The organism is Deinococcus actinosclerus, from assembly GCF_001507665.1.
Taxonomy (GTDB): Bacteria; Deinococcota; Deinococci; order Deinococcales; family Deinococcaceae; genus Deinococcus; species Deinococcus actinosclerus.
Genome location: NZ_CP013910.1, coordinates 1 through 17,500 on the forward strand (window position 1 = coordinate 1; position 17,500 = coordinate 17,500).

The window sequence follows — 17,500 nt, forward strand, 5'->3', positions numbered from 1 at the left end:
ATCTCGCAGGAAATCTGGTCGGACGTGCTGGGGTACGTCCGCAAGAACATTACAGAGGTCGAGTACCACACCTGGTTCGCGCCGGTGAAGAACCTGGGCGTGCAGGACGGCTCGCTGGTGCTGGGCGTGCGCAACTCCTTCGCGCAGGAGTGGTTCCGCAAGAACTACCTCAAACTCCTGGAGGACGCGCTGCGTAGCCTGGGCGCGCAGAACCCGCAGGTGAGTTTCCAGGTGCTGCCCGCCGCGCAGGACGCGCTGCTGCTGCCCAGCGACCCGCCCCCGCCGCCCAGCGTGCCTGCGCCGCGCGCCCCGGCGCCCACCTTCACGGAGAACCGCAAGGTGCTGAACCCGAAGTACACCTTCGAGAACTTCGTGGTGGGCCCGAACAACAACCTCGCGCACGCGGCGGCCCTGGCGGTCGCGGAGTCCCCCGGCAAGGCGTACAACCCGCTGTTCATCTACGGGGACGTGGGCCTGGGGAAAACCCACCTGATGCACGCCGTCGGGCACTACATGCTCGAGCGATTCCCAGGGAAGCGGGTGGAGTACGTGTCGACCGAGTCGTTCACGAACGACCTGATCAACGCGATCCGCGACGACAAGATGACTCAGTTCCGCAACCGCTACCGCAGCGTGGACCTGCTGCTGGTAGACGATATCCAGTTCCTGGCGGGCAAGGAGCGCACGCAGGAGGAGTTCTTCCACACCTTCAACGCGCTGTACGAGAACCACAAGCAGATCATCCTGAGTTCCGACCGGCCGCCGAAGGATATCCAGACGCTGGAGGGCCGCCTGCGCAGCCGCTTCGAGTGGGGCCTGATCACGGACATCCAGTCGCCGGAGTACGAGACGCGCGTGGCGATCCTGAAGATGAACGCGGAGCACAACCGCATCGACATCCCGCAGGAGGTGCTGGAACTCATCGCGCGGCAGGTGACGAGCAACATCCGCGAGCTCGAGGGCGCGCTGATGCGGGTGGTGGCGTTCTCCAGCCTGAACAACGTCCCCTTTTCACGGGCGGTGGCGGCCAAGGCGCTGAGCAACGTGTTCGCGCCGCAGGAAGTGAAGGTGGAGATGATGGACGTGCTGCGGCAGGTGGCCGCGCAGTTCAACATGCCACCCGACGTGATCCGCGGCTCAGGGCGCGTGCGTGACGTGGTCCAGGCGCGGCAGGTGGCGCAGTACCTGATCCGTGAGCTGACCGATCATTCCCTGCCGGAGATCGGGCAGTTCTTCGGGCGGGATCACTCGACGGTCATGCACGCGATCAGCAAGGTCTCGGAACAGATGGGCAAGGACAGTGAACTGACGGCGGCGGTCGACCTGCTGCGCCGCCGGATGAAGGGTCAGGACGACGAGGATTCCGATGCGTAATTCGGCCAACTCGGTCTCCTTGGATCAGAATAAGTTCCATTTTACGTTCCAAACACCTGTGCTGCATTTCACGAGCTGTGGAAAACCCTGTGGAAAAGCTGTGGATAACCAGGGGTTTTCCTGTGGAAAAGTCTGTGGATAATCCAACGCCCTGAGAGGCTGTGGATAAGTCCCGAAGTTATCCACAGGTTATCCACAGGAAAGTGCCAGTTATCCACAATTTTGTCCACAGCGCAGATGTGCGCCCAGCGCGGCCCCAGGCCACTTATCCACAGTTTCCACAGGCCCTATTACTACTACTACTATCTTTTTTAAGTTTAAAAACAGATAAAAGATAGGGACCAGACAGAGAGGCACGCATGAACGTACACGTCACCAAGAAAATCCTCAGCGAAGGCCTGGGCCTTCTGGAACGCGTCATCCCCAGCCGCAGCAGCAACCCGCTGCTCACCGCCCTGAAGGTCGAGGCCAGCGAGGCCGGCCTGACTCTGTCCGGCACCAACCTCGAGATCGACCTGTCGTGCTTCGTCCCGGCCGAGGTCAAGGATCCCCGCAACTTCGTGGTGCCCGCCCACCTGTTCGCGCAGATCGTGCGCAACCTGGGCGGCGAACTGGTCGAACTGGAACTCAGTGGCTCGGAACTCTCGGTGCGGGCCGGCGGATCGGACTTCAAACTCCAGACCGGCGACATCGACGCCTACCCTCCGCTGAGCTTCCCCGCGCAGGCCGACGTGAGCCTCGACGCGACCGAACTGGCCCGCGCGCTCTCCAGCGTCCGCTACGCCGCCAGTAACGAGGCCTTCCAGGCGGTGTTCCGCGGCATCAAGCTCGAGCACCGGCCTGAGGGCGCACGCGTGGTGGCCTCCGACGGCTACCGCGTGGCGATCCGGGATTTCCCGGCCAGCGGGGACGGGCGCAACCTGATCATCCCGGCGCGCAGCGTGGACGAACTGATCCGCGTGCTCAAGGACGGCGAGGCCCGCTTCACGTATGGCGACGGGCAACTGAGTGTCACGACCGACCGCGTGCACATGAACCTGAAGTTGCTGGACGGGGACTTCCCCGACTACGAGCGCGTGATCCCCAAGGAGATCCGCCTGCAGGTCACGCTGCCTGCGACGGCCCTGAAGGAGGCCGTGAACCGCGTGGCGGTGCTGGCCGACAAGAACGCGAACAACCGCGTGGAATTCCTGGTCTCGGAGGGCAAGCTGCGGCTGGCGGCCGAGGGTGACTACGGCCGCGCGCAGGACACGCTGGATGTGGTGCAGGGCGGCAGCGAGCCCGCCATGAGCCTCGCCTTCAACGCCCGGCACGTGCTGGACGCCCTGGGCCCGATCGACGGCGACGCGGAACTGCTGTTCTCGGGCTCGACCAGTCCGGCGATCTTCCGCGCGGCGGGTGGCGGCGGGTACATGGCCGTGATGGTGACCCTGCGCGTCTGAGGCGGCGGGCCGGTGGGGCACGCCGCTTCACCTGTCTGCACCGGAAGTTGAACCGGGTGCATCTTTCTGCGGGGGCACCCGCTTATAGTGTCTGAAGTACACCTACTCGCCTGTGGGCGACAGGGCCGTGATCCGGGAGGAAACAGGGATGAAGATTCAGAAAGTGATTGCCCGTGAAGTGCTGGATTCGCGCGGGAACCCCACCGTGGAAGCCGAAGTTCACCTCGACAGTGGCCTGCAGGGCCGCGCGATCGTCCCCTCGGGCGCCAGCACCGGCACCCACGAGGCCCTGGAACTCCGCGACGGCGGCAGCCGCTACCTCGGCAAGGGCGTGCAGCAGGCCGTCAAGAACGTCAACGAGGCCCTCGGCCCCGCTGTGGTCGGCCTGGACGCCAGCGAGCAGGCCGCCATCGACGCCGCGCTGATGGCCACCGACGGCACCCCCAACAAGGGCAACCTGGGTGGCAACGCCATCCTGGCCGTCAGCCTCGCCGCAGCCCGCGCCGCCGCCGCCGAACTGAACATCCCGCTGTACCGCTACCTGGGCGGCAGCAACGCCAAGACCCTCCCGGTCCCGATGATGAACGTCATCAACGGCGGCGCGCACGCCGACAACTCCGTGGACTTCCAGGAATTCATGGTCATGCCCGTCGGCGCGCCCAGCTTCCGCGAGGCGCTGCGCTACGGCGCCGAGACCTTCCACAGCCTCAAGAAGGTCCTGTCGAAGAAGGGCTACAACACCAACGTCGGTGACGAGGGCGGCTTCGCCCCGGACCTCAAGAGCAACGAGGAGGCGCTGGACGTGCTTCTCGAAGCCATCGAGAAGGCCGGGTACGAGCCCGGCAAGGACATCGCCATCGCGCTGGACCCCGCCGTGACCGAGCTGTTCAAGAACGGGAAGTACCACCTCGAGTCCGAGGGCCGCGTCCTCTCGACCGCCGAGATGGTGGACTTCTGGGCCGACTGGGCCAGCCGCTACCCCATCGTGAGCATCGAGGACGGCCTCGCCGAGGACGACTGGGACGGCTGGGCGCAGCTGACCGCCAAGATCGGCGACCGCGTGCAGCTGGTCGGCGACGACCTGTTCGTCACCAACCCCGAGCGTCTGCAGCGCGGCATCGACAGCAAGGTCGGCAACGCGATCCTAGTGAAGGTCAACCAGATCGGCAGCCTGACCGAGTCCATGGACGCCATCGAACTGGCCAAGCGGCACCACTACGGCACGATCATCAGTCACCGCAGCGGCGAGTCCGAGGACGCGTTCATCGCGGATCTGGCAGTCGCCACGAACGCCGGGCAGATCAAGACCGGCTCGGCCAGCCGCTCGGACCGCATCGCGAAGTACAACCAGCTGCTGCGCATCGAAGACAGCCTCGGTGACCGCGCGGTGTTCCCGGGCCGCAAGGCGCTGCGTTAACCACGGCAGGCGGGCGGCGGGGGTGACCCTGACCGCCCGCCGCCTTCCCGCGCTTGGAAAGGATTCCAGATGAAACAGATTGACCGCGCCACCAAGATCGTTGCCACCGTCGGGCCCGCCAGCCGCACCCCGGACGTGCTGGGCCGCATGATTGACGCCGGACTGAACGTCGTCCGCATGAACTTCAGCCACGGTGATCCCGAGGACCACCGCCAGACCGTGCAGATGGTGCGCGAACTGGCCGCCCAGAAGGGCGTCACCATCGGCATCCTGCAGGACCTCCAGGGGCCGAAGATCCGCGTCGCCCGCTTCAAGGACGGCAGCGTGACCCTCGCCCCCGGCGACAAGTTCACCATCACCATGGACGACGTCGAGGGTGACGAGACCCGCGTGGGCACCACCTACAAGGACCTCGTGCGCGACGTGCACCCCGGCATGGCCCTGCTGCTCGACGACGGCAACATGGCCCTGCGCGTCGAGGGTGTGCGCGGCAACGACGTGCTGACCACCGTCGTGATCGGCGGCGTCCTGAAGAACAACAAGGGCATCAACGTGCCCGAGGCCGACCTGAGCGTCCCCGCACTGTCTGAGAAGGACGTGCAGGACATGGAGTTCGGCGCGGAACTGGGCGTGGACTGGGTGGCGCTGAGCTTCGTGCGCTCCCGCGACGACCTGCTGCTGGCCCGCCACTACATGTCCCGCTTCGGCAGCCGCGCCAAGCTGATGGCGAAGATCGAGAAGCCGCAGGCCGTGGACCGCTTCGAGGACATCTTGAAGGAAGTGGACGGCATCATGGTGGCGCGCGGCGACCTGGGCGTCGAGATGCGCCCCGAGCAGGTGCCGACCATCCAGAAGCGCATCATCCGCATGTGCCGCGAGGCGGGCAAGCCCGTGATCACGGCCACGCAGATGCTCGAAAGCATGATCAGCCTGCCGCGCCCCACCCGCGCCGAGGCGTCCGACGTGGCGAACGCCATCTACGACGGCACCGACGCCGTGATGCTCTCGGCGGAGTCGGCCGCCGGGATGTACCCGGTCGAGTCGGTCGCCATGATGGCCCGCATCGCCCGTGAGGCCGAGGGCAGCGAGCACTACAAGATGCTCCAGCGCTCCCTGGTGATCGACACGGAACTGGCACAGGACGCCATCGCGTCGGCGGCGTGCAGCATCGGCGAGAAGCTGGACTCCCCGGCGATCGTGACCTTCACGAGCACTGGAGGCGCGGCGGCCCGCATCGCCAAGAACCGGCCCCCGCTGGCGATCCTGGCCCTGACGCCCAACGAGCAGACCCGCAACCAGCTGGCGCTCTCCTGGGGCGTCGTGCCGGTGCTCAGCGAGGATCCCCGCAACACCGACGACATGGTCCGCATCGCCAACGACGAGCTGCGCCGCAGCAAGCTGGCCGACGTGGGCGACCGCTACGTGATCACGGCGGGCGTGCCCTTCGGCGTGCGCGGCACCACGAACATGCTGCGCGTCGAGCGCCTGCGCGAGGACCTGCTGCAACCCTGACCGCGCTGCACCCGGTCACCACCGCCAAAATTCAGGGATTCGTCAGATTTTTATCCACAGGGACGGGCTTTTTCCACACCGACCCTGTGGATAACTGCTGGGTTGTACACAGGCTTTTGCTGCGCCCAGCGGCCATCCACAGGTGGGGACAGTTGTCCACAGCGACCTGTGCATAACTTTCCCCGCCCATACAGACCTGAAGGTTCAATGAAGACCGGGCCCCTGCGGCCCTGGGAGGCCCGTGAAGGCCCCATGAAGCCGCCGGGTGGATCAGGAGCCCAGGACCAGCCGCGCGAACTTGTCCTTGCCCTTCTGGATGACCACGCCACCCTCTGCCGAGAGCTGCTCGCGGGTCAGGCTGGCCTGCGCGTCCGTCACGACCTCACCGTTCAGTTTCAGGCCGCGGTTCTGCATCAGCTTGCGGGCCGCGCCGTTGCTGGGTTCCAGACCCGCCAGCACCACCAGTTTCACCAGACTGATCCGTTCGGGATCGGCGCTGTTCGCCAGTTCCGCCGCTGCCACCGTCACGGCCGGGAGGTTCTCCGGGATGCCCCCCTTCGCCACGCTGCGGAAACGGGCCTCGGCGGCGTCCAGATCCGCGTCCGGGTGGAACCACGCCACCACCTCGCGCGCCAGCTCTCGGTGCGCGGCGACCGGGTGCCCGGCCAGCAGCTCCTCGATGCGGGGGCGGGGCAGGTCGGTCAGCAGCGTGAGGTAGTTGTCCAGCAGCGGATCGGGCACCTTCATGAGCTTGGCGAACATCTCGTGCGGCTCGTCGGTCAGGCCGATGTAGTTGTCCAGGCTCTTGGACATCTTCTCGGTGCCGTCCAGGCCGACCAGCAGCGGCAGGGTCATCACGACCTGCGACTCCTGCCCGTAATCGCGTTGCAGCGCGCGCCCCACGAGATTGTTGAACAGCTGATCGGTGCCGCCCAGCTCCACGTCGGCCTCCAGCGCCACGGAGTCGTAGCCCTGCGTCAGCGGGTAGAGCAGTTCGTGCACGGCGATGGGCACGCCGCCCTCGAAGCGCTTCTTGAAGTCGTCGCGTTCCATGATGCGCGCGACCGTGTAGCGGCTGGCGAGCCGGATCACGTCGGCGTACCCCATGGGTTCCAGCCACTCGCCGTTGAAGCGCACCTCCAGCACCTCGGGCTCCTGGCGCAGGATCAGGCGGCACTGCTCCAGGTAACTCTTGGCGTTCTCGCGGGTCTGCTCCAGCGTCAGCGGTGGGCGGGTCTTGCTCTTGCCACTGGGGTCGCCGATCATCGCGGTGAAGTCCCCGATCAGCATGATCACCTTGTGGCCCAGGTCCTGGAACTGGCGCATCTTGCGCAGGATCACGGCGTGCCCCAGGTGCAGGTCCGGGCGGGTCGGGTCAGCGCCCAGCTTCACGCGCAGCGGCTGGCCCTTGTCCAGTTTGCGGCGCAGGTCGTCCTCGGAGACCAGGTCCACGACGCCGCGCCGGAGCAGCTCGATCTGGTCGTCCACGGGCAGGTTCCATCGGATGGGGGCGGGTTCTTGCATCTTCACTCCATGGGGGAGCGGCGCATCAGGACTGTCCGGATGCGCCGCTCGGGGTTGGATTTCAGGCTGTGACTGACCCTTCCACCTAGCGGCGGGGGAAATACGCACGTCGGGTCAGGCGCCTCATACCGCTCAGGCTACCACGCGTGTCACGGCTGCGCGGGTGGGGGCGCGGAGGTCTGCGCGGCCGGGACGGTCACGCCGCCGGGCAGCGTGGTCTTCTGGTCGCGGGTCGCCCCCACCAGCATCGCGGAGGTGAGTCCGGTCACCGAGCTGAAATCCGCGCCGCTGAGATCCGCCTGCTGGAAGGTGGAGCCTGTCACGTCCGCACCCGTGAAATCCGCGCCGGTCAGCTTCGCGTTCCGGAACGTCACCGCTTTCAGGGTGGCGCCCCGGAACACCCCGCGCGTGAAATCCGAACCTTCGAACAGGCCGCCGCTCAGGTCGCTGCGCGAGAACACCAGCCCGCGGAAATCCGCATGGCTCAGCATCAGGTTCCGGGCGCTGATCCGGCCCATGTCGATGTTCTCCACGTCCCCACGGTACGCCAGGGCGGCAAAGACGGCGCGGGTCTCCTCGGCCGCCGGCTCCTCACTCACAGTCTGCGCGCGGCCCGCCTGAGTGACCGGGCTGTTCACGCGCATGTACGCGGCCAGCAGTCGGGTCGCCACCTCGCGCCGCTCCGGGCTGCTCTGCGCCACCTGACCCAGCAGCGCGATCCCGCCCACGCGGGTGGTGAGGTCGCTGCCGGCCAGCATTTCCACAGCGCTCTGGAAGCGGTTGGCGGCCTGCGTGTCCCGGTACTGCGCCTGGGACTGCAGGGCGCTGAACAGCGCGATCAGTACCGTGACCAGGGTCGCCAGGATCGGCACGACGTCCAGTACGGCCTTCAGTCGGCCGGTCCGCTCCTTCTCACGCTGCCGCTGGGTGCGTTCCTGCTCCTGCTCGGTGCGCTCCTGTTCAACGGCCAGCGCCGCGGCGCTCGGCCCCAGATCCGTTGACGGTGAGGGCATGGCCTGACAGTGTTTCACGGGGACGGGCGGCGCGGACAGAACCCTGGTGGGGGACGGTTGACGCCGCGCCTCCGGGCCTCTTCAGCTGAGGGTATGAGCTTCCCGCATCGGCAGCTCGGAATCGCTAGCATGCCCGCTGTGAAGACCATTCAGGAGTTGCGTGACACCTTTCCCCGGCCCGGCGCAGTCGAGTGGCTGGGGCTGCGCCCCGCGCGCCGCGCCCCCGTGCAGGCGGTCACGGTGGTCGAGGCGCACCCGCTGGTGGGACTCATCGGCGATCACGGGAAACTCGCGCCGCCGCGCCTGACGGCCCTGACCGGGGAGGCCGGGGAGGCCGGGCGCCCCGCGAACGCCCCGGCCGTTCCCGGTGGGCCCGGGCGGCGGCAGGTGACGCTCATCCAGGCCGAGCACCTGCCTGTGATCGCCGCGCTGGCCGGGCTGGATGAGGTGAGCCCGGCGCAGCTGCGCCGCAACATCGCCGTGCGCGGCATTCCGCTGCTGGCGCTGAAGGACCGGCGGTTCCAGATCGGCGAGGTGATCCTGGAGGGGACCGGCGAGTGCCACCCCTGCTCACGCATGGAGGAGACCCTGGGTGAGGGCGGGTACAACGCGGTGCGCGGGCACGGGGGCCTGACCGCCCGCGTGATCCGGGGCGGCGTGATCCGCCTGGGGGACGAGGTGCGCCCCCTCCCGGGCGCCGTGACCTGAAGGGCCCGCTATGCTGGGCGGCATGCCCAAACGTCCCGCCCCGCCCCTGAGCCGCACGCGGCGCGTCACGCTGGCGGGCGCGTTCGGGTTCACGCGCCTGATCGTGGAGCTGGGCGTGCTGAGTTCCTTCGCGTTCAGCCTCGCGCTGTTCGTCGCGGCCATCGCGCAGGCGTACGTGACGATCCGCGCGGCGCTGGGTGACCTGGGCGAGGCGCACACCACCAAGAGCCTGATCGTCGCGGCGGTCGAGCAGGCCGACACGCTGCTGGTGGGCGTGGCGCTGCTGATCATCTCGTTCGGCTTGCAGGCGCTGTTCGTGGGCCGCGTGCAGAACGTGCCCCGCTGGCTGCACATCGACTCCTTCGACGACCTGAAACAGAAACTGATCGGGATCGTGATCGTGGCGCTCAGCGTGAACTTCTTCAGCGTCGCGCTGGAATGGAAGGGCGGGTCCGACATCCTGGTGTACGGCGCGGCCATCGCCGCCGTGATTCTCGCGGTGGGCGCGTACTCCGTGATTCTCTCGCGCCTCGGGCACCGCCCGGACGCTCCTGAAGACCAGCATGCCGAACCTTGACGCGCGCCTCCAGGCGGCCCTGCACCTGATCCAGGCCGACATGCACGCCGACATCGGCAGTGACCACGCGCACCTCCCGATCAGGCTGGCCCAGCTGGGCCGCATCACGCGCGGCGTGATCGTCGAGGTGAACCCAGGCCCGCTGGAGCACGCCCGCGTGAACGTCGCCCGCGCGGGCCTCACGGACCGCCTGGAGGTCCGCGCCGGAAACGGCCTGGCCCCGCTGGCGCCCGGTGAAGTGCAGAGTGCCAGCATGACCGGTATGGGCGCGCAGACCATGCTGGGCATCCTGACCCGCACGCCAGGGCGCGTGCCGGACGCGCTGGTGCTGCAGCCGAACGACAGCCCGGAACCGCTGCGCCGCTGGGCGCAGGAACGCGGCTACCACGTCGCGGCGGAGGTCCTGGCCCCCGGCTTCTGGCGGTACCCGGTGCTGAGGCTGGAACGCCAGTCCGGCCCTGACCCGGCCTACGCAGGTCTGCCCGGGAACGCGGCCCTGCGCTACGGCCCTCTGCTGCTACGTGGGGGGAACGAGTTGCTGCGTGAACAGGTCGCGGCGGATATCGCCCGCCTGACTCTGCTGGCCGCCCCAGGCCGCGCCGCCGAGCACGACCTGCACGTCGCGCAGAGCGCCGCCGTGTGGCTCTCAGGAAATAGAAAATAAAAAACCCGCCTTCTTCGGCGGTGATAGGAAAAATATAGCGCGGTATGCAGGTTCGGTCAAGTCCTGCGCGCCGAACGAAAATTTGTCGTGCCAGACGTTCTTCTGTCATGAGCGGCGGCCGGAAACTATGCAGTCGGGTACGCCCGGACGGTGCTGATCTTCCCGCCGCAGCTGCCGCGCGTCGGACGGGGGGTGTCCGGTTGCCTGATCGTCAGGTGAGAGGGGCTCCCAGTGGTGGCTCGCACAGGGTTACCGAGCCTAAAACAAAAAAGCCGTCCTTCGCGGACGGTGATAAAGACAGAATACCCCGGTATGCAGGGCGTGTCAAGGCTCGTGCAGCGGCCTGAAAAAACTCGTGCCAGACGGATGATCTCCGGAGACATTCGCGGCGATATGCAGTGAAAAGAGCCGGAGCGCGTGGCCCCGGCCCTTCTCTGCCTGTCGCTGAGTGTCAGCGGGCGACTTCCACGGCGCGGCTCTCACGCACCACGGTCACCTGCACCTGCCCGGGGTACTCCATGTCCTGCTCGACCCGCCCGGCAATCTCGCGGGCCAGCAGGGTCGCCTGCGCATCCGTGACCTTCTCCGGCTGCACGATCACGCGCACCTCACGCCCGGCCTGGATGGCGTAGGCCTGCTGCACGCCGGGGAACGACACGGCGATCTGCTCCAGCTGCTCCAGGCGGCGCACGTACGATTCCAGTTCCTCGCGCCGGGCACCGGGCCGCGCGGCACTGATCGCGTCGGCAGCGGCGACGAGCACGGAGTACAGCGTCTCGCCGTTCTCCGGATCGTGGTGGTGCGCGATCGCGTCGATGACCTCTGCGGGCTCCCCGAAGCGCTTGGCGAGGTTGATGCCGATCTCGACGTGCGTTCCGTCGATCTCGCGGTCGATACTCTTGCCGACGTCATGCATCAGCCCCGCGCGGCGGGCCATCCCGGCGTCCAGCCCCAGCTCCCCGGCCATGATGCCGGTCAGGTGCGCCACCTGAATGGAGTGCTTCAGGACGTTCTGCCCGTAGCTGGTGCGGAAGTACATGCGGCCCAGCAGCTGCACGAGCCCCGGCTTGATGCCCACCACGCCTGCCTCGATGGCGGCTTCCTCACCCTGGGCGTGCATGAAGGCCTTCATCTCGTCCTGCGCCTTGTGCACCATCTCCTCGATGCGGGTCGGGTGGATGCGGCCGTCGGCGACCAGGGCGTCCAAGACGTGCTTGGCGACCTCGCGCCGCACGGGGTTGAAGCTGGAGAGGATCACCGCTTCGGGCGTGTCGTCGATGATCAGGTCCACGCCGGTCAGGGCCTCGAAGGCGCGGATGTTGCGGCCCTCGCGGCCGATCAGGCGGCCCTTCATGGCGTCGTTCGGGATGGGCACGACCGATACGCTCAGCGCGGCGCTCGTCTCGGAGGCGCTGCGCTGGATGGCCTGCGCGATCACGTGCCGCGCCGAACGTTTCGCGTCGGCGGTGGCGCGTTCCTGCATGGCCTTCACGCGGATGGCCTTCTCCTCTTCCAGTTCGGCGTCCAGGCGGCTGAGGATGTCCGCGCGGGCCGCCTCGGGGGACAGGCCCGCAATCTCGAACAACTTGAGGTCCGCCTGATGGAGTCGCGCGGCGATCTCCTGCTCCTGCGTGCTCAGATGCCGGGCGCGGTCCTCAAGGCGCTCTTCCAGCGAGTCGAGTTTCTCGCCGCGCGCGTCGAGCTGCTCGGCGCGGCGGTTGAGCCGCTCGATCTCGCGCTTGAGTTCCTCACGTTCCCGGCGGGTTTCCTGGCGGTCACTGCTCAGCGCCTCGCGTTCCCGGGCGGCGTCCTGCTTGGCCTGCGCGCGTTCCTGTTCCAGCCCGGCGCGCAGGGCGCTGATCTGGTCACGCTGGCCCTGCAACTGCGTGAGCTGCGTGTCGAACTGCGCGAGTTGCACGTTCAGCTGAGCTTCGCGGTCACTGGCTTCCTTGATTCTGCGGGTGGCGTCCTGCCTGTCCTGATCGGCCTCGGCCCGCGTGGTGCGGGCGTCGGCGTCGGCCTGCGCGCGGATGCGGTCCGCGTCGCGCTGGGCTTCCTGTTGCAGGCGGTCGTCGATCTCGGCGCGCTGCCGCGCCCCACGACTCTGCCCCGCCAGGAATCCCCCGACCAGTCCGAGCAGCAGCGCCACGATGATCCATGTGATCGTCACGGTGCGCTCCTTTGATGGTGTGTTGCATGGGGCACGCGCCTGCATGGCCACGCGCCCCGGGGTGAGAAACTGAAGGCGAACGCCACCCTGGTTGGTGTGGGGACGTTCGCCCCAAGTGTAGCGGGAAAGCCCGGCAGCGCGCGAAGGCCTGCCCCATCAGTCCGGGCAGACGGCAGGAACAACGGCTCTTCAGACCCGCTTCGGCAGATAGGGGCTGATCAGGGCTGGACGGTGAAGGTCAGGGTACCGGCCACCCCGGGGTTCAGGAGCTTCATCTTCGCCGCGACTGCACCCAGCAGCGACCCTCTCCCCTGGGTGCTGACTGTGGCGAACGTCGAACTGGGGCTGGCGTAGTCGCTGACGCCACTGAGGTTCAGCGGGCCACTGCTGACGTACAGCAGCGCCGTGTGGGCGCCGGTGGGCGCGCTGGCACGGAGGAAGAAGGTGCTGCCGGCCGACGGGAACAGCTGGGTCTGATCGGCGTTCAGGCGCACCTGACCGTCGGGTTGACGGTTCGGGAGAAGCTGGATGACGCTGCCGTCAGGCGACTCGATAAACAGGGCGACTTCACCGCTGACCGGGCTGCGCAGCGTGAACCGGAGCTCCTGCCCGACCCGCACAGGATTGGGCGTCAGGGTCAGGACCGCCGCAGCGGGCACCGTGGGTTGAGGCGCACCCTGCGGCGCACAGCCAGCCAGGGCGGGAATCAGGAGGGTGGGCAGCAGGGCGGGGCGCATGCGCTGACCCTATCCGCCCGGGCAGGTGAACGTTGCCTCAGGTGCGGATGGGGGAGTGAAAGGGCAGGGCAGCAGAAAACCCCCGCCACGGGGGCGGGGGTCAAACGCTTGACGGCGTTTACTTCGCGGCGTGCACCACGAGCTTCATGGGGATGCTCACTTCTGGGTGGGCGCGGTAGGAGATGTCGTACTCGCCAATTTCCTTGACGGTCTTCGGCATCGTGATGCGGCGCTTGTCCACGTCGAAGCCCAGCTTGTCGAGCGAGTCGGCAACGTCCTGGTGCGTGACCGCACCGTAGATCTTGCCTTCGCCGGCGCGGACGCTGAGTTCCACGGCCACGCCGTTCAGGCGGCTGGCGAGGTCCTCGGCGCTGGCCTTCTCGGCCGCCAGGGTCTTCTGGCGGGCGCGGATGCGGGCCTCGAGGCTCTTCATGTTGCTGGCGGTGGCCGGCGTGGCGATGCCCTGGGGGATCAGCCAGTTGCGGGCGTAGCCGTCTTTGACGTTCACGACGTCGCCGGTCTTGCCGAGTTTGCCGGGTTCAAGAAGAATTACTTGCATGTCAATTCTCCTTATTTCCGGACGAGCTTCTCGGTGTAGGGCAGCAGGGCCAGCTGGCGGGCGATCTTGATCGTCTGCGCGATGCGGCGCTGGTGCTTGGCCGAGAGGCCCGTGCGGCGGCGGGGGAGGATCTTGCCCGTATCGCTCACGAAACGGCGCAGCATCTTCACGTCTTTGTAATCGGTGATTTCCAGTTCCCCGATGGAGAACGGATCGACCTTGGGCTTGCGGGGACGCTTGGGTCCCTTGCCGCGCGGTTTACGCTCGGCGCTGTTGGTCTGGGTCATGTGTTAGTCCTTGAAATCTGCGTTCCTGGCCCAAGCGGGCTTCAGAACGGCAGGTCTTCTTCGTCCGGTGGGAAATCGTCGAGACCTTGGTCAATATCTAAGCCGCCCGAACGGGTCCCCGTGTTCGCTGCCCGGCTCGGCTGGCCGTAGCTGCCGCTCTGGGGGCGCGCCGCACTGCTCGCGGTCTGCGTGCGAGGTCCGGCGGGGGTGGCTGCAGGGTTACCGGCCCCTGCGCCTCGGGACAGGGCTTCGACTCGCGTCGCCTCTACTTTGGTGGAGTTGCGTTTGTTGCCGTCGCGGTCGGTCCACGCTTCGTTGACCAGTCGTCCCTGCACGAGCACGGGGTCCCCCTTGCGGAGTTCTTTCATGCTCTCGGCGAGGTCGCGCCACAGCGTCACGTCGATCCAGTGGGTCTTCTCCTGCCGCTGGCCCTGTCGGTCGTTCCAGGTCTCGTTCACGGCCAGGCCGAGTCCGAGCACGGCGTCGCCGGCGGGGGTGTAGCGCAGTTCGGGGTCACGGGTGACGTTCCCGATGAGAATGACTTCGTTCATGCCGCTGCTCATGCGAACGCCGCCTCCGGCGTCCTGAACGAGTTCGGGGGTGTACCCGAGCTGTTCCATGCGCAGGGCCTTGACGCGGACCATGCTGCGTTTGCCGCCTTCAGGGGCTTCCCACTGGCTGTACTCCACGCTGCCTTCGACCATCACGGCGTCGCCGCCTTTCAGGTTGCGTTCGGCCTGCCACTCGGCGGGTTTGCCGAGGATGGACACGCGGTGGTACCAGGGGAGTTTGCGTTCGCGCCCGTCGTTGCCGATGATGTGATCTTCACCGGCGATGGTGGCTTCGAACACGGCGGTGCCGCTGGGGGTGTAGCGCAGTTCGGGATCGCGGGCGAGTGCACCGATCAGGTAAACGTGGTTCATGCCTCGGGCCATGACGTGGTCTCCTTTGTTGCTGGCTGAATCCGGCAGGATTCGTACTGGGGTCTTGAGTGCGGCTGGCTGTGCGGCCCTTGCGGGTTGACCGTACGATAACAGACCCGATCTCGTTACGTCAATAGCGTAAAGAGATCAGGCCTTCTTGGTCTTCCACTCCGGGCGGTCCTTGACCACCAGGACGCGGCGCACGTGGTCACGCAGACGCAGGGTGCTGGCGATGTCCGTTTCGGGGTTGCCGGCGGCCTTGATGGTGTACATCAGGTAGTAGCCCTCGCGGTCCTTGTTCACGGCGTAGGCGAGGCGGCGGTTGCCGAGCTCGTCCAGGTTGCTGATTTCCCCGCCCGCGTTCTTCACGGTGGTCTCGATGTAGTCCTTCTCGATGCCCACCTGCTCGGCGCTGAGGTTGGGGTTCAGGATCAGGTTCAGGTCGTACTGGTTCATAGTTCACCTCCTCTGTCGCCACTCGCGGGCAAGGTCAGGCCTCGCCGGGCAGCGCAACTCACCACACTACCAGAGTCGGCGCGGGGTTACCAGCGGTCAGATGATGCATGTCCATCTGCCCCGCGCCCCGTACGCTGAAGCATGACCACACCCAGCGAGCCGGCGTCCAGCGCAGTCAGCGGCATGCTCGACATCCTGCGCGAAGCCGTGGAGGGCGGCCACCCCGGGCAGGGCACCGCCTTTCTGGACGGCACGAAGGCGGACGGCAGCGGCAACCACGGGCTGCTCGCCACCCTGGCCACCCTGAGCGCTGAGCAGGCCAGCCGGGAGGTGCTGGGCAGCACCGTCGCGGCGCACGCCGCGCACGTGGCCTACCACTTGGAGGTCATCGTCCGCTGGGAACGCGACGGAGACCGCGGTCCCTTCGACTGGAAGGGGAGTTTCCAGCCTGCCCAGGTGGACGCCGCCGGGTGGGAGGCCGCCCGCGAGCGGCTGCGCGCCGCCTACGACGCCCTGACGACCTTCGCCCGCACCTGGGAGGACCGGCCCGCCGACGGGGACGTGACCGGTGGCCTGACGGGTGCGGTCGCGCACGTCGCGTACCACCTGGGCGCCATCCGGCAGCTGATCAAGGGCACGCCGTGACCATCCCGGACGGCTGGACCCTGCGGCCCTACGTGCCAGAGGGCACCCCGGTCTTCGCCGCCGACCGTCTGACGGAAACGCCCGACCTCGCCGGGTAGCCCCGCTGGACACTCACGCAGGTCTGGGACGCCCTGCGGCTATGGTCCGTTTTCAGCACCTGCCGTTCGTGTACAACGAACTGACCGCCCTGCACCCGTCCGCGCGCGGGCGTGGGCTGGCGCTGCCGCTGAAACTCCAGGTCGTGCAGCGCGCCCGGGCCGAGCACTACGCCACCATGCGAACCAACAACCATTCTCTGAATGCCCCCATGCTGGCCGTGAACCGCCGCCTGGGCTTCCGGCAGTTCGCGGGACGCTACGAGATGCACGGCGAACTGAGATGAGGCTATTTGCGGCGGCGGAACGGATTCCAGTTCCGCCCCCCCTTCTCCGCACTGACTTTCTCCGGCGGGACGGTCGGCGCCGGCTCCGGAGCGGCCGGCCGGAGTGGACTGGCGCCGTGCCGACCGACCGGCCGGCCAGTTTCCACGACCGGCTTGACATCGTCCTCCACCGCTTCCTCCGGTGACTCGCCCAGAGCGCCCAGCAGGGCCCGGCGCAGCTGATCGGCACTGGGCCGGTCGGCCGGTCGTTTGGCCAGCGCCAGTTCTGCCAGGCGCGCCACCGGGCGCGGCACCTGTGGATTCAGGTGCACCAGCGGCGGCACGAACCGGGTCAGGTGCGCCATCATCAGTTCCTCGTAGGTCGTCCCGTGAAAGGGCCGGTCCCCGCTCAGGAGCTCGTAGAGCATCACGCCCATGCTGTAGACGTCACTGGCACTGCTCGTCGCCTCACCCTGGTAGACCTCGGGCGCCATATAGAAGGGACTGCCGCTGGTCTTGCCGCCCTGCGCCACGAAATACGTGTTCCCCAGGTCGGCCAGGGCGGCGCGGCCGTCCTCGGTCACGTACACGTTCTGCGGTTTGACATCCTGATGCACCGCGCCCTGCCGGTGCAGGTACGTCAGGGCTGAGGCGACGTCCGCCAGGATCCGCAGCGCCGAGTCCAGCGGCAGCGACCGGCCCGGGAGCCGGGCGAGCTGCTCGTTCAGGGCGCCCTGGGGATAGTAGGTCAGGGCCAGGAAGGCATTCGGGCCGAAGGGCGTCCCCTCGAACCCGCGCACCAGATGGGGGTGCCTGAACTGGAGGGTCAGGCGCACCTCGTTGCCGAACCGTTCGGCGGCGTCCTGGGCCGCCAGCGTCTCGGGCAGGGGGAGCTTGAGGGCCACCAGCTGCCCCTGCGGATTGGTGGCTAGGCGCACCAGTGAGGTATTGCCTCGCCCAAGCACGCGGTGCAAGGTGTACCCGGGAATGGTGCTGGCCTCACTCATGACTGCCCTCAAGGGTGTCACGTTCCCCTTCCCCTGACAAGCGAAAATTATTCATATCAGGGCACTTTTCACGGCGGGGCCCAAGTGCCCGGCCGGCGTGGGCGGGCAGCTCACCACGGGGGTG

18 protein-coding genes are annotated in these 17,500 nt (G+C 67.5%); 9 read left to right on the forward strand and 9 right to left on the reverse strand.

Annotation, left to right across the window (positions count from 1 at the left end; translation table 11 throughout):
* From dnaA to pyk, 4 genes are all read left to right on the forward strand, one after another.
* Nucleotides 1-1,374, forward strand: coding sequence for a chromosomal replication initiator protein DnaA (dnaA, locus tag AUC44_RS00005; protein WP_082688881.1), 1,374 nt, complete (start codon nt 1-3; stop codon nt 1,372-1,374).
* A 359-nt stretch (nt 1,375-1,733) separates the two neighbouring features.
* Nucleotides 1,734-2,816 (forward strand): DNA polymerase III subunit beta, encoded by a 1,083-nt coding sequence (gene dnaN, locus AUC44_RS00010; RefSeq protein ID WP_046843743.1) that lies wholly within the window; start codon nt 1,734-1,736, stop codon nt 2,814-2,816.
* Nucleotides 2,817-2,964: 148 nt separating this feature from the next.
* Nucleotides 2,965-4,233, forward strand: a complete 1,269-nt coding sequence (eno, locus tag AUC44_RS00015; protein WP_062159597.1) for a phosphopyruvate hydratase — start codon at nt 2,965-2,967, stop codon at nt 4,231-4,233.
* A 69-nt stretch (nt 4,234-4,302) separates the two neighbouring features.
* Nucleotides 4,303-5,745 carry a pyruvate kinase gene (pyk, locus tag AUC44_RS00020; protein ID WP_062156840.1) on the forward strand — a complete coding sequence of 481 codons (1,443 nt, stop codon included), beginning with the start codon at nt 4,303-4,305 and terminating at the stop codon, nt 5,743-5,745.
* A gap of 270 nt (nt 5,746-6,015) precedes the next feature.
* Here pyk and tyrS read toward each other — a convergent pair whose 3' ends face one another.
* Both tyrS and AUC44_RS00030 read right to left on the reverse strand, forming a co-directional pair.
* The gene (tyrS, locus tag AUC44_RS00025) at nt 6,016-7,269 is read right to left on the reverse strand and encodes a tyrosine--tRNA ligase (RefSeq protein ID WP_062156841.1); all 1,254 of its coding nucleotides are present in this window, start codon (nt 7,267-7,269) and stop codon (nt 6,016-6,018) included.
* Between the two features lie 149 nt (nt 7,270-7,418).
* Nucleotides 7,419-8,282: a pentapeptide repeat-containing protein gene (locus AUC44_RS00030; RefSeq protein ID WP_062156842.1), complete on the reverse strand. Its 864-nt coding sequence runs from the start codon at nt 8,280-8,282 to the stop codon at nt 7,419-7,421.
* A gap of 138 nt (nt 8,283-8,420) precedes the next feature.
* Between AUC44_RS00030 and AUC44_RS00035 the strand changes: the two genes are divergently transcribed.
* The 3 genes from AUC44_RS00035 to AUC44_RS00045 are packed head-to-tail and all read left to right on the forward strand — an operon-like array spanning nt 8,421 to nt 10,231.
* Nucleotides 8,421-8,990: an MOSC domain-containing protein gene (locus AUC44_RS00035; RefSeq protein WP_062156843.1), complete on the forward strand. Its 570-nt coding sequence runs from the start codon at nt 8,421-8,423 to the stop codon at nt 8,988-8,990.
* Nucleotides 8,991-9,012: 22 nt separating this feature from the next.
* Complete coding sequence (locus AUC44_RS00040) at nt 9,013-9,567, forward strand: YqhA family protein (protein ID WP_062156844.1); 555 nt, start codon at nt 9,013-9,015, stop codon at nt 9,565-9,567.
* Entirely contained in the window at nt 9,554-10,231 is a 678-nt protein-coding gene (locus AUC44_RS00045; protein ID WP_062156845.1) for a tRNA (adenine(22)-N(1))-methyltransferase TrmK, read from the forward strand. The genes AUC44_RS00040 and AUC44_RS00045 overlap by 14 nt, the downstream gene beginning before the upstream one ends.
* Before the next feature lie 451 nt (nt 10,232-10,682).
* Here AUC44_RS00045 and rny read toward each other — a convergent pair whose 3' ends face one another.
* The 6 genes from rny to rpsF form a co-directional block, all read right to left on the reverse strand.
* Complete coding sequence (gene rny / locus AUC44_RS00050; RefSeq protein ID WP_062156846.1) at nt 10,683-12,401, reverse strand: ribonuclease Y; 1,719 nt, start codon at nt 12,399-12,401, stop codon at nt 10,683-10,685.
* A 218-nt stretch (nt 12,402-12,619) separates the two neighbouring features.
* Nucleotides 12,620-13,138 (reverse strand): DUF4384 domain-containing protein, encoded by a 519-nt coding sequence (locus AUC44_RS00055; RefSeq protein ID WP_062156847.1) that lies wholly within the window; start codon nt 13,136-13,138, stop codon nt 12,620-12,622.
* A gap of 118 nt (nt 13,139-13,256) precedes the next feature.
* Nucleotides 13,257-13,697, reverse strand: coding sequence for a 50S ribosomal protein L9 (gene rplI, locus AUC44_RS00060; protein ID WP_046843749.1), 441 nt, complete (start codon nt 13,695-13,697; stop codon nt 13,257-13,259).
* 11 nt (nt 13,698-13,708) lie between these two features.
* The gene (gene rpsR, locus AUC44_RS00065) at nt 13,709-13,984 is read right to left on the reverse strand and encodes a 30S ribosomal protein S18 (RefSeq protein ID WP_046843750.1); all 276 of its coding nucleotides are present in this window, start codon (nt 13,982-13,984) and stop codon (nt 13,709-13,711) included.
* A gap of 41 nt (nt 13,985-14,025) precedes the next feature.
* The gene (locus AUC44_RS00070; RefSeq protein ID WP_062156848.1) at nt 14,026-14,919 is read right to left on the reverse strand and encodes a single-stranded DNA-binding protein; all 894 of its coding nucleotides are present in this window, start codon (nt 14,917-14,919) and stop codon (nt 14,026-14,028) included.
* Between the two features lie 135 nt (nt 14,920-15,054).
* Nucleotides 15,055-15,363, reverse strand: a complete 309-nt coding sequence (gene rpsF, locus AUC44_RS00075) for a 30S ribosomal protein S6 (RefSeq protein ID WP_046843752.1) — start codon at nt 15,361-15,363, stop codon at nt 15,055-15,057.
* Nucleotides 15,364-15,504: 141 nt separating this feature from the next.
* On the opposite strand from rpsF, the gene AUC44_RS00080 reads away from it, so the two are divergent.
* Together AUC44_RS00080 and AUC44_RS00085 are read left to right on the forward strand one after the other, a co-directional pair.
* Nucleotides 15,505-16,008, forward strand: a complete 504-nt coding sequence (locus AUC44_RS00080) for a DinB family protein (protein WP_062156849.1) — start codon at nt 15,505-15,507, stop codon at nt 16,006-16,008.
* A gap of 139 nt (nt 16,009-16,147) precedes the next feature.
* Nucleotides 16,148-16,390: a GNAT family N-acetyltransferase gene (locus AUC44_RS00085; protein ID WP_062156850.1), complete on the forward strand. Its 243-nt coding sequence runs from the start codon at nt 16,148-16,150 to the stop codon at nt 16,388-16,390.
* A gap of 2 nt (nt 16,391-16,392) precedes the next feature.
* Here the strand turns inward: AUC44_RS00085 and AUC44_RS00090 are convergent, their stop codons facing one another.
* The gene (locus AUC44_RS00090; protein WP_062156851.1) at nt 16,393-17,376 is read right to left on the reverse strand and encodes a serine/threonine-protein kinase; all 984 of its coding nucleotides are present in this window, start codon (nt 17,374-17,376) and stop codon (nt 16,393-16,395) included.
* Nucleotides 17,377-17,500 lie beyond the last annotated feature (124 nt).

What these genes read in the sequence shown, in the direction of transcription:
- rpsR (WP_046843750.1), bottom strand. Translation starts at nt 13,984, where the DNA reads ATGACCCAGACCAACAGCGCCGAGCGTAAACCGCGCGGCAAGGGACCC.
- AUC44_RS00070 (WP_062156848.1), bottom strand. Translation starts at nt 14,919, where the DNA reads ATGGCCCGAGGCATGAACCACGTTTACCTGATCGGTGCACTCGCCCGC.
- AUC44_RS00090 (WP_062156851.1), bottom strand. Translation starts at nt 17,376, where the DNA reads ATGAGTGAGGCCAGCACCATTCCCGGGTACACCTTGCACCGCGTGCTT.
- rpsF (WP_046843752.1), bottom strand. Translation starts at nt 15,363, where the DNA reads ATGAACCAGTACGACCTGAACCTGATCCTGAACCCCAACCTCAGCGCC.
- AUC44_RS00055 (WP_062156847.1), bottom strand. Translation starts at nt 13,138, where the DNA reads ATGCGCCCCGCCCTGCTGCCCACCCTCCTGATTCCCGCCCTGGCTGGC.
- AUC44_RS00045 (WP_062156845.1), top strand. Translation starts at nt 9,554, where the DNA reads ATGCCGAACCTTGACGCGCGCCTCCAGGCGGCCCTGCACCTGATCCAG.
- dnaN (WP_046843743.1), top strand. Translation starts at nt 1,734, where the DNA reads ATGAACGTACACGTCACCAAGAAAATCCTCAGCGAAGGCCTGGGCCTT.
- AUC44_RS00030 (WP_062156842.1), bottom strand. Translation starts at nt 8,282, where the DNA reads ATGCCCTCACCGTCAACGGATCTGGGGCCGAGCGCCGCGGCGCTGGCC.
- tyrS (WP_062156841.1), bottom strand. Translation starts at nt 7,269, where the DNA reads ATGCAAGAACCCGCCCCCATCCGATGGAACCTGCCCGTGGACGACCAG.
- pyk (WP_062156840.1), top strand. Translation starts at nt 4,303, where the DNA reads ATGAAACAGATTGACCGCGCCACCAAGATCGTTGCCACCGTCGGGCCC.
- rplI (WP_046843749.1), bottom strand. Translation starts at nt 13,697, where the DNA reads ATGCAAGTAATTCTTCTTGAACCCGGCAAACTCGGCAAGACCGGCGAC.
- AUC44_RS00085 (WP_062156850.1), top strand. Translation starts at nt 16,148, where the DNA reads ATGGTCCGTTTTCAGCACCTGCCGTTCGTGTACAACGAACTGACCGCC.
- AUC44_RS00040 (WP_062156844.1), top strand. Translation starts at nt 9,013, where the DNA reads ATGCCCAAACGTCCCGCCCCGCCCCTGAGCCGCACGCGGCGCGTCACG.
- eno (WP_062159597.1), top strand. Translation starts at nt 2,965, where the DNA reads ATGAAGATTCAGAAAGTGATTGCCCGTGAAGTGCTGGATTCGCGCGGG.
- AUC44_RS00080 (WP_062156849.1), top strand. Translation starts at nt 15,505, where the DNA reads ATGACCACACCCAGCGAGCCGGCGTCCAGCGCAGTCAGCGGCATGCTC.